We start from the raw sequence: 14,990 nt of genomic DNA, 5'->3' as shown, positions 1-14,990 counted from the left end.
ACGAAACTCTTACAGAGCGTCGATCGCGGCGTTGAGCGTTGCCGACGGGCGCATGACGGCGTAGGTCTTTGCCTCGTCGGGGCGGTAGTAGCCACCAATTTCGACGGCCGAACCCTGAACAGCGAGCAGTTCGTCGACGATCACAGACTCGTTCGAACGCAGCGTCTCCGCAAGCGTTGCGAATGCCGCAGCAAGCTCAGCGTCAGCGGTCTGCGCAGCCAGCTCCTCAGCCCAGTACATAGCCAGGTAGAAGTGCGAACCACGGTTGTCGATGGTTCCGAGCTTGCGGCCAGGCGACTTGTTCTCGAGCAGGAACGTACCCGTTGCCTTGTCGAGCGTCTCGCCGAGAACGCGTGCCTTGTCGTTGCCGTTCACGTTCGCGAAGTGCTCGAACGAGGCTGCCAGCGCGAGGAACTCGCCAAGGCTGTCCCAACGCAGGTAGTTCTCTTCAACGAGCTGCTGAACGTGCTTCGGAGCGGAACCACCGGCACCGGTCTCGAAGAGACCACCACCGTTGAGAAGCGGAACAATCGACAGCATCTTTGCCGAGGTTCCGAGCTCCAGAATCGGGAACAGGTCGGTGTTGTAGTCGCGCAGAACGTTACCCGTGACCGAGATCGTGTTCAGACCCTGGCGGATGCGCTCAACCGACAGCTTGGTTGCCTCGTACGGCGCGAGGATCTCGATGTCGAGACCGGTCGTGTCGTGCTCGGGCAGGTAAGCCTTGACCTTGGCGATGAGGTTCGCGTCGTGTGCGCGGTTCTCGTCGAGCCAGAAGACCGTTTTGTCGCCCGTTGCGCGTGCGCGCGAAACGGCAAGCTTGACCCAGTCGCGAATCGGGATGTCCTTCGTCTGGCATGCGCGCCAGATGTCGCCAGCCTCAACGTCGTGCTCAATGAGCACGTCACCAGCCTTGTTGACGACGCGAACGGTTCCGGCTTCTGCCAGCTCAAACGTCTTGTCGTGCGAGCCGTACTCTTCAGCCTTCTGAGCCATGAGGCCGACGTTCGGAACCGAGCCCATGGTGACCGGGTCGTACGCGCCGTTTGCGCGGCAGTCATCGATCACGGCCTGGTAGATGCCAGCGTAGGAGGAGTCGGGGATGACAGCGAGGGTGTCGCCCTCGGCGCCGTCCGGGCCCCACATGTGACCCGAGGTGCGGATCATCGCCGGCATCGAAGCATCGACGATGACGTCAGACGGAACGTGCACGTTAGTGATGCCCTTGTCGGAGTTGACCATCGCGAGACGCGGGCCGTCAGCGAGGCCCTTGTCGAAGGCTGCGCGGATCTCTTCACCGTTGGCGAGCTCGCCGAGGCCGTCGAGGATTGCGCCGAGACCGTTGGTGCCGTCGAGGCCCGCCTCAAGGAGTTCGGTGCCGTACGTTGCGAAAACGTCAGCGAAGAAGGCGCGCACAACGTGACCGAAGATGATCGGGTCGGAGACCTTCATCATCGTCGCCTTGAGGTGCACCGAGAACAGCACGTCTTCGTCCTTCGCGCGCTTGATCTGCGCAGCGAGGAACTCGTCGAGCTTGGCTGCCGAAATGAAGGTTCCGTCGACGACCTCGCCGGGGAGAACCTTGAGCTTCTCCTTGAGAACCTTCACGTCGCCAGCAGCGTTGACGTGCTCGATGCGAAGAACGTCGTCAGCCTCGATGATGACCGACTGCTCGTTCGAGAAGAAGTCGTTCTCACCCATGGTGGCAACGTTGGTCTTCGAGTCGGCAGTCCACGCACCCATCGAGTGCGGGTACTTGCGTGCGTACTCCTTGACCGACAGCGGTGCGCGGCGGTCGGAGTTGCCCTCGCGGAGAACCGGGTTCACAGCCGAACCCTTGATCTTGTCGTAGCGAGCACGAACGTGCTGGTCTTCGACAGTCTCTGCCTCGTCGGGATAGTTAGGAATGTCGTAGCCCTTGGCCTGAAGCTCAGCGATGGCTGCCTTCAGCTGCGGAACCGATGCCGAGATGTTCGGCAGCTTGATGATGTTGGCCTCAGGGGTGGTGGCCAGGCCGCCGAGCTCTGCGAGAGCGTCGCCGATGCGCTGCTCATCGGTGAGCTTCTGCGGGAATTCCGCGATGATGCGACCGGCGAGCGAAATGTCGCGGGTCTCGATCTCTACACCAGCGGTGCCGGCGAAGGCGCTGATGATTGGAAGGAACGAGTGCGTCGCCAGAAGCGGCGCCTCGTCTGTGTGGGTGTAGATGATCTTGGCCATCGTGCGGCAAGCTCCTCGCGTGACAGGCTGAAAAGTGTCTTGATATCAAGATACCTGAGTGGGCGTGTTGCCCAGGAATCAGCTTAGTTCAGGGGTATGAGATGCGCGAGGCGGGGGAGGGTGCCCCTATGTTGTTTGTCAAGCGGCGAGGCGATGTTCGGTTTGATAGAGGGTGCCGTCGCGGAGCATGGCGTAGAGGACGTCGCAGCGTCGTCTGGCGAGGGCGATGAGGGCTTGGTTGTGGCGTTTGCCTTGAGCGATCTTCCGGTCGTAATAGGCACGAGATACCGGGTCGCGGAGGGCTGCGAACGCGGAGAGGAATAGCGTCCGTTTCAGGATCTTGTTCCCGCGCCGAGACGGATGCTCCCCGCGGATCGAGGATCCGGAGCGTCGGGTTACGGGTGCGAGGCCGGCGTAGGAGGCGAGGTGTCCAGCGGTGGCGAAGTCCTTGCCGGAGATCTCGGTGAGGAGTCTGGCTGCGGTCCTGACGCCGACTCCGGGCATGCTCGTCAGGACGGGCTGAAGAGGGTGGGCCTCCACGAGGCGCTCGACCTCGATAGCGATCTCGGCCCGCTGCCGGCGTAGCGCCGCGAGCTGTTCTGCGAGACGCGGGAGCACCATTTTGGCAGCGTTCGTGCCGACCACGACCACAGTCTGCTCGCCCAGCGCTCGGCTGATCTCTTCGGCCAGACGACGGCCCATGCGGGGCGCGAGTTTGGTGAGCCGGTTGCCGAGCCGCGTCGTGCCTGCAGCTTTCATACTGGCCGGTGATGGATAGCGCTGCAACAGGTCCAGCACGGCCGGGTGGTCCAGATGCGGGCCGAGAACCCGCTCCAAGGCAGGGTGAACTTGGGTGAGGAGGCCCCGGATTCGGTTGCTTGTCGCGGTGGTCTGTCCGACGAGGTCGTCGTCGAAGCCGCAGAGCATGGAGAGCTCGGCGACCTGCTCGTCGGCGACCTGGATCCCGCGCAGCGCGTGAGGAAGCGTGCGGGCAGCCTGCGCGATGATCGCGGCGTCCCGGGCATCAGTCTTCGCCTCGCCCGCGTGCAGGTCGGCGATGCGGCGCATCGCGAGCCCGGGCAAATAGCCCACGAGCACGCCCTCGGCTTGAGCGACCGCGATCGGTAGGGCGCCGATCGTCGCGGGCTGGTCCACGACGAGGAGCACCTCGCCGTGCATTCTTAACTTGCCGATGACCTCCCGCAAACGGCCCTCGTCATTGGGTAGCGCTTTGTCATAGAGCACCTTTCCGGCTCTGTTCAGAGCGACTGCGTGGTGCTCGCCCTTCCCGACGTCAACACCGATGAAGACGTCGACCTCCTCGTATCGCTCGATTGCCATCTGTTCCTCCGTCCGATCGACGTGGCCTGAACCGAGGCTGTGAGTTTCGGCATCCACGTTACGAACGGCCTCGGCGAAACCGGGTCCAGCCCCTATCAGCGATCACTCACTGCCGAACCAGGCCCGGTGACAACACCCCCCGGATCATCAACGACTGGGGGCAGCAATCATGCCGGGCCCGGCAGGCCAACACCATCCAAGAATGACTCCCAGTGGAGTCCCGTAGCGTGGTGTAACCGCTCGGTGGCCGGATCGTCTCAGACGTAGACGCGGTCACCGTGTGATCCTTCGAGGAAACTCTCACATCCCACTCGAAAGGCATCAACACGATGACCGCTCCTCATATTGTCGACCCTGCCGGCCTGCTCGGCGAAGCCCTGACCGACGCGTCGCCGGATCTGATGCGCAGCCTGTTGCAGACCATGATCAACGCGCTGCTGTCCGCGGATGCGGATGCTGTCGTCGGCGCGGAATGGGGCCAGGCGTCCCCGGACCGTGTCGCGCAGCGCAACGGGTACCGGCACCGCGACCTGGACACCCGGGTCGGGACGGTCGATGTCGCGATCCCGAAGCTGCGGCAGGGGACCTACTTCCCGGAATGGCTGCTCGAGCGCCGCAAACGGGCAGAGTCGGCGATGATCACGGTCGTCGCGGACTGCTACCTCGCCGGGGTGAGCACGAGGCGGATGGACAAGCTCGTCAAGCAGCTCGGGATCCACTCGCTGTCGAAGTCGCAGGTCTCTCGGATGGCAGCGGACCTCGACGAGCACGTCGAGCAGTTCCGTCACCGCCCACTCGGTGATGCGGGACCGTTCACGTTCGTCGCCGCCGACGCCCTCACGATGAAGGTCCGTGAGGGCGGCCGGGTGATCAACGCGGTCGTCCTGATCGCGACCGGCGTCAACGCTGACGGCCGCCGCGAAGTACTCGGCCTGCGCGTCGCCACATCGGAGACCGGAGCGGCCTGGAACAGCTTCTTCGCCGACCTCGTCGCCCGCGGCCTGGCCGGGGTCCGCCTCGTCACCAGCGACGCCCACGCCGGCCTCGTCGACGCGATCGCCGCGAACCTGCCCGGGGCTGCCTGGCAGCGCCGCCGCACCCACTACGCCGCGAACCTGATGTCCGTGACGCCGAAGAGCATGTGGCCGGCGGTGAAAGCGATGCTGCACTCCGTCTATGACCAACCCGACAAGGACGCCGTGAACGCCCAGTTCAACCGGCTCCTCGACTACGTCGACGGCAAGCTCCCCGACGCGCACGAGCACCTCGACACCGCCCGCGCGGACATCCTCGCGTTCACTCAGTTCCCCGAAGGGCTCTGGCAGCAGATCTGGTCCAACAACCCCAACGAGCGCCTGAACCGCGAGATCCGTCGCCGCACCGACAGCGTCGGCATCTTCCCGAATCGCGACGCGATCATCCGCCTCGTCGGAGCCGTCCTCGCCGAGCAGACCGACGAATGGGCAGAAGGACGCCGCTACCTCGGCCTCGACATCCTCGCCAAAAGCCGCCTCACCCTCATCACCGACAACGGGAACGAGGTGACCGACCAACCCATCCTTGAACTCAGCGCCTAACCGATTAACCGAAGGATCGCGCTACACCACTACCCGGGACTTGACCTGACTCCCGAACGGCTACAAAGAAAGTAACGGGGCGGAACCAGATTGATCGGTGGTATTGGGTAGCCGGTTCGGTAGGCCAGCACAATGTCGGAACCTTGGTGCATCATTCAGATATTGCGTTAACGCAGAGTTAGTTTCGACTTTCCCGAAAACCCGCACCCGAGCTCCTGGGAGACACTCAATGCCAGACCGATACGGCGATCCGTTTCAGAAGAAGACGTCTCGCAACGTGAAGCCCAGCAGCGCATCCCCGCGAATCGTGATCCTCACGGGGGCGGGCATCTCGGCCGAGTCCGGCATTTCGACATTCCGTGATGCCAAAGGCTTGTGGGAGCAACACCGTATCGAGGACGTCGCTTCACCGCGCGGCTATGCCGCCAACCCCGACATGGTGCACCGCTTCTACGATGCTCGCCGCGCACAGCTCAAAGAAGTGCACCCGAATCTCGCTCATATGGCACTTGCCCGGCTCGAAGAGCTTCTTCCCGATGAGGTTTTGATCATCACGCAGAATGTCGATGATCTGCACGAGCGGGCGTGGTCGAAGAATGTCGTTCACATGCACGGAAAGCTGCGCAGTGCACTGTGCGTCGCGTGTGGGCATAGAGCGGAGCACGACGGCGACCTGGGTAACCGACCGCCGTGCCCGAAATGCGGCAAGCGAGCCTTGCGTCCCGACATCGTGTGGTTTGGCGAGCAGATTCGTGACGGCGAACGCATTTATGAAGCTGTGGAGAACTGCGAATTGTTCGTTGTGATCGGAACCTCGGGGCAGGTGCAACCTGCAGCGAGCTTCGCACGCATTGCGAAAGCGAACGGTGCGAAAACAGTCCTTGTCGACCTCGATCCTGATGCGTGGGAAGACTCGTTTGACGAGGTCTATGCCGGAAAGGCGTCCGAAAGTGTGCCCGACTGGGTTCGTTCGTTTCTCCTCCGTGAGGGTCACCTCGGAGACTGGGTGGAAGACAGAATTTCCCACTTTGTTGCTGAGCAATCCTTTCTTCAGGCACACGACGGATACGACTATCGGGCGAGCAGAGTGGGAGATCTGCTCAACTACCTGAAATTGCCAGATTGCGAACACCATGTGGCGACGATGGAACTCGAGCCAGTCCTGACAAGACTGCGCGGCGACGCACCACTCGGTGAAGCTGGCATCATCCCCCTCGTAATGCACATCATGGAGCACGACGTCCGTACCCGCGAAGTGGATGAGGAACGACGACGGCTCGATATGAAGTACGCCGTTGACCTCGTCGCGTGGATTGCAGTAGACCGAGCGCGGGGACGCGGGCGCCGCTAAGCTCGCGCGCCCTATTGCGATCAGGATAGGGCGCGCGAGCCGCGGGGGATGGGTATGGGCGCTTAGCCCACGTCTACGATTGGCGTCTCAGCCTCGGCCCCACCGCGACGCACGCGGAAGCCCAAGCGACCGCGCGGTGCAGATTCGTAGGGCATCGCGAGCGAGAAAAGCGTTGCCAGGTCTTCCGCAACGAGCGTGCTTGGTCGGTTGGCGCGCAGGAGTCGCGCCTTGGCGACTCGGCCCTCGGCACGTTCGTCATCGCGCAACTCAGGATCGAATGTAAAGGTCAGTAGGAGGGCGCCTCTTGTGGGGGTGGACAACATCTCTGCAGTCGGTCCTGCGGGAGTGACGCGGTCCTTGAGCTGACTGATCTCTTCAAGCGCTGCGCGGTGTCGGCGCTCGCTTCCCGCGAAGCCGGGGCGGCCTTGACGGCGCTGCCTCTCCATCACCGTTATCTTGTGTCCGTCGAGTAGATGCTCGTAGGTGCTGTCGAGTTCGGGAACGATGATCGCCCAGTCGACCAGGGTGCCTTCTGCAGTCGCATTCTCAATCATCTTGATCGTCGGATTCAGCTGATCTGGTTGGAGCAGTGAGAAAGCACGTAGCGCGGCTAATACATCGTCTGAAGACGCTAGGGTATAGCGTCCGCGGAACTGCGTGTCGTGCACGCCGCGGAAGCTGCATTCCTCCGACAGACCCGCGAGGAGAGGTCGGATTGCCTTCCAGTTGTCGGCATTGACCTTGCCGTTCGCGCGGTCGGCATGGGTGTTGAAGTCCTTTACGACACCACCATCTCCTTCGAATGCGAGTTCCGCGTTGTACATCTTGTTTGGGCTCGTCGGCTTTAGCCAAGGGAACTGCTGGAACACGAGAGGTGGAACGTGGATGGGGCGGATGACGGGGCGCCCATCCTCCTTGATCTCCGCGAATTTGTGAAGTTGATCGCGGAATGATTCTTCGTCCTGGATGATCGAGGTGAAGGCGTCGTACAGGTCGTACGTCTTGCCTCGAGAGTCTGCGACATCGCGAGCGATGTAGAGACGAACGAGGTCTCCGTAACCGGGGCGGTATCCGAACCAACGCCCCATCTGCATCATGGTGTCAGCGGATCCGGCCTTTCGTCTGAAATACGAGATCGTAAGACCTTCAACGGTGAACCCGCGGCTCAGCTTCGCGCCGCCAACCATGATTCGCCAGTATGGGCGAAGCTGGAAGTCCATTGCGTTGTAATCGCTCTCGCTCGAACCATTTACGATCACGACCGGATCAGAATCGGCCGTTATCGCGTCGATTGTGTCTCCAATGTATGGCTTCAGGTCGTCGAACGATTCGGGCATCGGCAGGTCGAGCCACTCGCGGCGAGATGTGCTCACGCGGAAGAAATCGTCGGTATAAAGCGCACGCAGCCGCGCGAGCCCCGACGGGCTGCTGTAGCCGGCGGTCGACCATACATTGCGAAATTTTGTAGCGAGCTCTGACTGTGCCGCGTTCTGGACTGACTCGTGGACGAGCATCGTGTGGTGGCGGTATTCGTAGCCTTCGTTACTCGCTTCTCGCCACTTTTTGATCGCCCCACTCAGCACGAAGGCATCGATGGCCGCCAGAATCTCTTTGTCCTCGGCTTGTGGGTCCTGATGTCCGTCGGCGTGTAGCCCACGCACGAAGGCTGCTTCATTCGATCGGCCAGGGTCCCCCTTGTCTACATCGTCAACGCCGTCGAGGTCATGGAAGTATTTGCCGCCCATGTACTGAGCTGAGGGAACAAGGCTAACGAGGAAGTCCTTCGGAAATAGGTCTTCCGAGTCTTCGGGAGAGACGAAGACGTTAGCGAACGGCGTGGCTGTGTAGCCAACGTACTGTGCTCGCGGGAGCTCCTTCAGTAGTTCCGCGATGAGCTTGTTGATGGCCGTTCTGCTTTTAACCTCGCGCGCAAGTTCTGCCTTCGAGCGCGGGTTGATCGTGTTGACCGAGGCCTGGTCTGCTTCATCATCAATGATCAGCGCGGGGATCTCACGGCCATCGGCCCGAATGTTCTTGAGATCATGCAGGAGATTCTTGAGCGAGGCGGAATTCTTCTTCATGACGGCGATTCGTGCGTCGACTGAGAAGATATTCTCCGGCGCGTAGACCGGCTTCCCGATGTCCACCAGCTCTCCGGTCCGGCGAAAATCGAGAGCGTCCCTACCGAGGCGGAGCTTTCGATAGTCTTTGTCGACCGTTGTCAGTCGCTTGATTGAAGGTACTTCCGGGAGGGAATGAACGTCTTTGCCGTGCCGCAGGAACTTTCCGTTCTTCCAGTCGGCATCATTTGTGCTGATGTAATCGATGTCTCGAATTGACGACGGATCCGTTGGATCCGCGCCATCCAAAATGTTCTCTTCACCGATGAGCTCCATGTCGAGACGGCGCTGCGTTTGGCCGCGCAAAAGCTCGATTGTTCCGGTGAGCACGATGATCAGTCGGTATCCGGCATCGACGGCTTTTGCCACGATTCCGGTGAAGTTTGCGGTCTTTCCACTCTGTACGTGTCCGACGACGAGGCCCTTGGTCTGATACCCCTCCGCGGCGCTAGGGTCAGTTAGTCGCTGGACGATCTCACTCGTTGAACGGTCAAGTGTGGCGAGTGCGTCGACATCCCATCCCTTGCCTTCGAGCACGCCACGGTATGCGCGCCAGTAGAAGTCGTGTGAGGTTCGACGCTCCTCCGTGTACCACGGGGTCCAGTGGTTGGGGTCGACAATCATCGCATCAAGCTGTGACGCACTCGGGAACTCAATGTCGAGACGGGCACGCGACTCATCTGATAGCTCAAGAAGCTCATAGACGCGCTCGCGCCGGTCAGGGGTGGCCGGGCTCGTGCCATCTACCCACTCCGCTGATGTGATCGCATCCCATACTGCGAGCGACATGTGCATCGCGCGTCGTGTGGGATTGTTAACCGCGGAGACCGTGGCTGAGGCAATGACTTGCTCTTCGGTTGGGTGGATTTCGGTGCGCCGGAGATCCATGTCAACCAGGAACACGAGCTGATCAGGTCCAGTGTCTCGAATCTGGTCGAGCACCTTCTTGGTCGAGGCAGAAATTTGTGGTTCGGGTGAGTCGTTCATGCGGGTACCTCACAAAAATCGATCAACGGTGCGCCGATGGTGGAGTGCTTAAGGTCGGTGACATTCACGCGGTAAGACACGCTGCTCACATGTGCCCGCTGCGGAACGACCAGATCGAGGCGTGCGGAGGTGATTGCGGGGAAACGGTCATCGATGAAGTACGCGCGTGGAGTTGTCCGCAACGAGTAAGCGGTCTTGTACAGATCAGCATCCGTGTCACGCCAGCCGAGACTCTCGAGCTTTTGATCAAATCCGCGTAGTGACTGTTCTAGCAGCGCCCGCACTTCGCCAATGATGGCTGGCAGGGTGAACCCAACGGTCGCACTACCGGAGCGCGTTAGCTGAATTGACACGAGATAGAGCGGCCGACCCGGGGAAGGTTCGAGTTGCGTGTCCGACCCGATCAGATGAGTCCTCAGTTCAGACTTGGTCGTCTTTACTTCTGCATCGAAGTCCTCCAACGCGAAATCATGTTCCTCCGCTAGTGGGCCCAACCACGACTCCAACGCAGACGTTTCGCCAGACTTGTCAATGAGGTGACGCAGAACGAGAAGTTCTCCAATAAGGCCGAGTTCTTTCTCATCCGTCAAGCGGCGCCGGCCCGCCAGCAGATCCTTAAGGCTCAGGACCGCTTCCGAAACGGCGTGACGAAGCGATGCCCCCGTGCGGAGCTGATCGACGATCGATTCGATGAGTACGTAGGCTTCATAGTGCATACCCTCTGCGTCGACGACGAGGCGAAACCACTCCTGGTTGTCCTTCACGATCCGTTCGGCAGACAGTCGCTCAAACGTCGTGACTTCGGGTGTAGAACCCTTCGCAGGAGTCAGAAGCTCGATTTCGTCGCGGGACGGATCGATCTGCATTTGTGCAAAGGGTGACTGCAATAGCGTAAATGCAGTCTTGACGCCTAGTCGGAAGTATTCCTCAACAGTTCGAGGATCTAAGTGCTCGGGTTTGTCATTATTCAGCGTCATCGCCACTCCAGTTTTGTACGGGGCTGGTGGTTCTATCGCGCATCGTGGTGGTGGCGCGAACAGCTTCGCGAAGGTACTCCCTCTTCGGCACCTCCATTCTTGGGGAGGTGCGCCAAGATGCGCACGCGACACGCGACACGCACCAGGCGCGCGGCGTGACGCTCATGGGACATAGGCAGCGACCGTGGCCACCGCGGTGTTAGCCAATGTCGGCGGCTGCCCGTAGCATCTCAACCATGACTGAACTCCCGGATTCGGTTGGCTCGCTTTTTACCGTGAGCGACCTTGAGGTGGCGCCTCATGCTTCGGTGCTGAACGCTATTGGGCGTGGCCATAGTCTGGAATCTGCTCTTGCCGACCTTATCGACAACAGTATTGACGCCGGCGCGACCCAAGTCGACGTGCAGTTCGTGACCAAAGACGCCATCGTCAAGGCGATTCGAGTTCGAGATGACGGTAGCGGGATGACAGTCCCGCAGATGAAAGATGCCTTGTCTTTGGGGCGGACGAAGGCTTACGGTGCGTCGTCTCACGGCCACTTCGGAGTTGGGCTTAAAGGAGCAACGTTTAGTCAAGCAGGGGTGCTCTCTGTGTATTCCTTGACCGGGTGGGCGCCCGCCGCGGGGATGCGCATGAGCAGAGAGCAGGCCAGCGCTCAGATATTCGCCCAAGAAATTGGGTCATCTGATACTGAACAGCTTCTGCGCCGGCGGGGGCTGACCTCGACGTCGGGAACGATCGTCGAGTGGACTCGGCTTGATACTGTGCCGACACGTGGTACCTATGACCGCAAACGAAGCTGGTTCGACTCCACGCTCATGAGAGTCCGTGACCACCTTTCGCTTACGTTTCACCGAATCCTTGCGGGCGGAACAATTCGCATCACGCTCGAAGAGGTAGATGAGTTGACCGGTGAAGCAGGCGCACCGCGCGCACTCAAACCGATCGATCCTTTCGGTTTTGCGGACTGGGGCGTTTCGGGCTACCCGAAAAAAGTGGGCGTAGACCTCCCATCGGGTGGTCAATTGGCTGTCACTTTTCACGTCCTCGCTCCCGGAGTGCAGGCAGGCTTAGTGGGCAGATCGCGACGCGAAGCACAGGGCGTATACACCTACCGCAACAACCGTCTGATGAGCGCGGGCGGCTGGCAAGGACTCACGAGCGGGCTTCCATCTGAACTTCAGCTGGGGAGAGTCATGGTCGATATCTCCGAGGGTGTGCTTCACGCCGTTGCTATTACCCCAGAGAAGAACGCTGTCCAGTTCCGCCCGGAGGCGGTGCACGCTCTTGAATCTTCCTCTAGTAGTGGCTTCACTTTGCGCAGTTTTTGGGCCGACTGTCGTGGCGCTTTCAATGAGTCACAAAAACGTGAGCACAAGGCCAGGCCATTGGCGCACTTGGGCGAGGGAGTTCCCTCCGCTGTCGGCGCAGTAATCGAGCAAACGATCGGCGTGCAAGCCGACAGCGACCTTGCGATGTCGTTTGTATGGGCCCCCCTGCAGATCGCTCAGCTTTTCGAGTTCGATCCGCCCACAGGTGTTGTCTCTTTGAACTCGCTCCACAGGGAGAAGCTGGAGCAGAAAGAAGACTTGCTCGGTCTCCTGAAGGCAAACCTGTTGTTTCTTCTCTCGGAACACGTGGGTAAGACGCGACTGGGCTCCGCAACAACTGATCGCTTGGACGCACTTCAGGCGAGTCTGGCGGCTGTTGCAATCCCCGAGTTCGGCGTCGCACCAGTTGACCCATTTCCCGAACTGCCCCGTGTCACGCCAGCACCAGAACTCCCGAATGCGGTTCGAACTCTCGTTGATGCGTACGCGGGGCCTATCGGGGACCCGCGAGTAGCGAACGTTCACGTTTCAGAAAATGCTCTTGACGACATCATTAGGTGGACGAAGACTACAAAGCTATTGACGGCTGAGGAAGAAGTGGCCACTTGCAAGAGGATTGAGGCGGGACTACTTGCGGGTGAAGTGTTCGATCGAGAGTACAAGGGGAAGCCATTCACGTCGGAAAGGCTGGATTACGAGTGGGTGCGGCACGACGGAAAGCGCGCGATGGCAGAAATGGTCTACTCGAACATGCGGCTCGTGTTAGCGAGGGCCAAAAAGTATCAGAGACGTGGCTTAGATTTTGCTGACCTAGTGCAGGAGGGCGCCATGGGCCTCATCCGAGCGATTGAGAAGTTCGACTTCACACTCGGTCTGAAGTTCTCGACGTACGGCACGTGGTGGATCGACCAATTCATGACTCGCGCGATTGCTGACCAATCGCGAATGATTCGGTTCCCCGTGCACGTTGTCGAAAAGCTTCCTGAAATTGCAAATGCGTGGGGCGAATCGACGGGAACGCATGAGCAGCGTGTGCGAAGCGTGGCACTTCTAACAGAGAACCCCGAAGACTTTGTTCACAAAGTGGTGCGGAATCTGGAATCACCGCTGTCTCTCGATGCTGATTGGTCCGTCAAAGCCGACAGTGGCGCATGGTTGGCGGTACCAGTGAAGGACATCATCGTCGATGAATTCGCTGTCGAACCTGACGAGTCTGCAGCACAGAGCATGCTGCAGCGACAACTCCAGAGTCTGCTGGATTCGTTGTCGGAGCGTGAGGCAGGCGTCATCCGCATGCGATTTGGCTTCGAGGAGGGGCGGCAATGGACGCTCGATGAAATCGGGACAAAATTTGGCGTGACACGGGAGCGAATTCGACAGATTGAATTCAAGACGATGGACAAGCTCCGTCACCCATCCCGTTCGCAAAGTCTTCGTGACTACCTACCGGGCTGGCGAGAGGCGAGTAGCTCCGAATCGGCTCCGTCTGCAGAGGAAGCGCAGAAAGAGGGGAAGCCCAGCTCCGAACCGGCCGCGTCGGCAAAGAAGGCGCGAAAAGAGGGCAAGCGCAGCTCCGCTAGCAGATCCAAGCCCACACGCCCGGATCCGATCACAGTCGTTACGGAGGGAGCGCAGCCTGACGAAGAAGGGGGACGAGTCGAAGAGGCTGCCCCGAGCCACGAGTTTGTCGATCCTCTTATTGCTGGTTTCGCGTCGAAACGTGCCGCAGTCGACACAGAGGGGTGGGATCGCTTCCTTGAACTGTCCAGGCTCTATGGCGAAGGTCTTTCGATAGGCATGATTGCGGTCACAACGGGGCTCACATCGCGAGAGGTTGCGTGGGAACTCGCGCGTTGCGTCTACGGGCTGCGTGAGGAAGACGACGATGTGTCGCGCGCGCCGAATTACGGAGATCGGTACTCGGTACAGGACCTTGATCTGATCGAGTCCGTCGATGATCAGAAAGAAAGTCTGGACGGAGTAGCGAAAATTCTAGGACGCACGCCGTTTGCAATTGCGTGGAAGGTGATGGAAGGTTCAGCCCGGCCGAGGATTGCGCGGAGAATGCTGGCGGCTCTCCGCAGTGAGTTCGGCATAGAAGAGCAAGACTTTGCTAGCCGCGCCACCGTATGACTCGCGAAGCTCAAAGTGAGTAGCGTCGAGTCGTTCTGCCAAGCTGAGAGCATGGCAGAACGACTCGATCTACAGCTGTGGGTGCTTGAAGGGCTGCGTGCGCTCAACGGCAGCGCCGACATCGTGGCAGTATCCCGGTGGGTTTGGAAAAACCGCGAGGCCGAGCTTCGCGACTCGGGTGATCTTTTCTACACACGGCAGTACGACCTGAGATGGGCGGCACAGTACCTCCGCAACACGGGTCTATTGGAACCGGTGGGTGGAGACAGGCGGGCGCCGTGGACGCTATCGGCTGAAGGCCGGTCATTCGATCTCGCGTCCGGGCTTGTGAGTCTCAAGAAACATTCGAAATAGGGCCCAGAGCTTCGGAAGCTCCAAGCTCCCGCCGAATCGCCGCGCGCAGCGCATCATGCTGCGCCCCCAACGCCGTCGCCGCATCCGACCAGTTCACCCCGTCGTAAAGCCAAACCGGCTTGCGCACGAGCTCGGGCGGCTCCCACTCATACCGCGGCCACACGTGCGCGTGCACAAACGCATCGGTGTTCCCGAGAATGTCGATGTTGATGCGCCGAAACGTGGGATCCAACGCGCGGCACGCACGCTCGACCGCGGTCGCGAGCAGATCCACATCGGCGAGAAACTGAACCCGTTCCTCGCGCGGGAGCTCCGCAAGCGCCTGCGCGGAAGGGTTGCGGCTCAGCAGCACGCAATACCCGGGCAAGAACTGCACGTCGCCGATCACCGCGAACCCACTAGTCAGCTCGGCCAAGACCGTGGGGTTTTCACCACGCAAAGCGGAACCAATACGATCGTCGCGCCAATCCATGCGCCGCAGTCTATTGGTTCCGTCCATCCGCTCGCTCGTCCCACCAACGAACAAGAACAAACAGAAAAACGCCGCCCCCATAACCCTCGGCACAGATGAGGGAAATAGGGGCGGCGTCCGGTCAAAC

At 60.4% G+C, this 14,990-nt stretch carries 8 protein-coding genes and 2 pseudogenes; 5 read left to right on the top strand and 5 right to left on the bottom strand.

Going from position 1 to position 14,990, the window contains the following annotated elements; all coding sequences use genetic code 11:
- Positions 1-9: 9 nt before the first annotated feature.
- Both ACQUSY_RS02745 and ACQUSY_RS02740 read right to left on the bottom strand, forming a co-directional pair.
- On the bottom strand, positions 10-2,220 hold the full coding sequence (locus ACQUSY_RS02745; protein WP_428902984.1) for an NADP-dependent isocitrate dehydrogenase: 2,211 nt from the start codon (positions 2,218-2,220) through the stop codon (positions 10-12).
- 138 nt (positions 2,221-2,358) lie between these two features.
- Complete coding sequence (locus tag ACQUSY_RS02740; RefSeq protein WP_428902983.1) at positions 2,359-3,561, bottom strand: IS110 family RNA-guided transposase; 1,203 nt, start codon at positions 3,559-3,561, stop codon at positions 2,359-2,361.
- A gap of 329 nt (positions 3,562-3,890) precedes the next feature.
- Between ACQUSY_RS02740 and ACQUSY_RS02735 the strand changes: the two genes are divergently transcribed.
- Positions 3,891-5,138: an IS256 family transposase gene (locus ACQUSY_RS02735; protein WP_428902982.1), complete on the top strand. Its 1,248-nt coding sequence runs from the start codon at positions 3,891-3,893 to the stop codon at positions 5,136-5,138.
- Positions 5,139-5,367: 229 nt separating this feature from the next.
- A complete protein-coding gene (locus tag ACQUSY_RS02730) occupies positions 5,368-6,489 on the top strand; it encodes an NAD-dependent deacylase (RefSeq protein ID WP_428902981.1) in 1,122 nt (373 codons plus the stop codon).
- A 62-nt stretch (positions 6,490-6,551) separates the two neighbouring features.
- On the opposite strand, the gene ACQUSY_RS02725 is transcribed toward ACQUSY_RS02730, so the two are convergent.
- Together ACQUSY_RS02725 and ACQUSY_RS02720 are read right to left on the bottom strand one after the other, a co-directional pair.
- Entirely contained in the window at positions 6,552-8,978 is a 2,427-nt protein-coding gene (locus ACQUSY_RS02725; protein WP_428902980.1) for a Z1 domain-containing protein, read from the bottom strand.
- A gap of 614 nt (positions 8,979-9,592) precedes the next feature.
- Positions 9,593-10,573, bottom strand: a complete 981-nt coding sequence (locus ACQUSY_RS02720) for a PD-(D/E)XK motif protein (protein WP_428903109.1) — start codon at positions 10,571-10,573, stop codon at positions 9,593-9,595.
- 206 nt (positions 10,574-10,779) lie between these two features.
- On the opposite strand from ACQUSY_RS02720, the pseudogene ACQUSY_RS02715 reads away from it, so the two are divergent.
- The 3 genes and pseudogenes from ACQUSY_RS02715 to ACQUSY_RS02705 all read left to right on the top strand — a co-directional run.
- Positions 10,780-11,163: pseudogene (locus ACQUSY_RS02715) on the top strand (ATP-binding protein); the annotation flags it as partial.
- Positions 11,164-11,199: 36 nt separating this feature from the next.
- A pseudogene (locus ACQUSY_RS02710) lies at positions 11,200-13,350 on the top strand (sigma-70 family RNA polymerase sigma factor); the annotation flags it as partial.
- Between the two features lie 738 nt (positions 13,351-14,088).
- Positions 14,089-14,391, top strand: coding sequence for a hypothetical protein (locus ACQUSY_RS02705; RefSeq protein ID WP_428902979.1), 303 nt, complete (start codon positions 14,089-14,091; stop codon positions 14,389-14,391).
- Here ACQUSY_RS02705 and ACQUSY_RS02700 read toward each other — a convergent pair.
- On the bottom strand, positions 14,372-14,863 hold the full coding sequence (locus tag ACQUSY_RS02700) for an HIT family protein (RefSeq protein ID WP_428902978.1): 492 nt from the start codon (positions 14,861-14,863) through the stop codon (positions 14,372-14,374). The two genes, ACQUSY_RS02705 and ACQUSY_RS02700, sit on opposite strands and share 20 nt — an antisense overlap.
- Positions 14,864-14,990: the final 127 nt, after the last annotated feature.

It is taken from the genome of Microbacterium daqui (assembly GCF_050408675.1).
In the GTDB taxonomy this organism is placed as follows: Bacteria; Actinomycetota; Actinomycetes; order Actinomycetales; family Microbacteriaceae; genus Microbacterium.
Note: the sequence above shows the minus strand (reverse complement) of the source record. Positions and strands in the feature narration are given on the sequence as shown.

Coding starts and splice junctions, on each gene's coding strand:
- ACQUSY_RS02745 (WP_428902984.1), bottom strand. CDS start 2,220: ATGGCCAAGATCATCTACACCCACACAGACGAGGCGCCGCTTCTGGCG.
- ACQUSY_RS02740 (WP_428902983.1), bottom strand. CDS start 3,561: ATGGCAATCGAGCGATACGAGGAGGTCGACGTCTTCATCGGTGTTGAC.
- ACQUSY_RS02735 (WP_428902982.1), top strand. CDS start 3,891: ATGACCGCTCCTCATATTGTCGACCCTGCCGGCCTGCTCGGCGAAGCC.
- ACQUSY_RS02730 (WP_428902981.1), top strand. CDS start 5,368: ATGCCAGACCGATACGGCGATCCGTTTCAGAAGAAGACGTCTCGCAAC.
- ACQUSY_RS02720 (WP_428903109.1), bottom strand. CDS start 10,573: ATGACGCTGAATAATGACAAACCCGAGCACTTAGATCCTCGAACTGTT.
- ACQUSY_RS02705 (WP_428902979.1), top strand. CDS start 14,089: ATGGCAGAACGACTCGATCTACAGCTGTGGGTGCTTGAAGGGCTGCGT.
- ACQUSY_RS02700 (WP_428902978.1), bottom strand. CDS start 14,863: ATGGATTGGCGCGACGATCGTATTGGTTCCGCTTTGCGTGGTGAAAAC.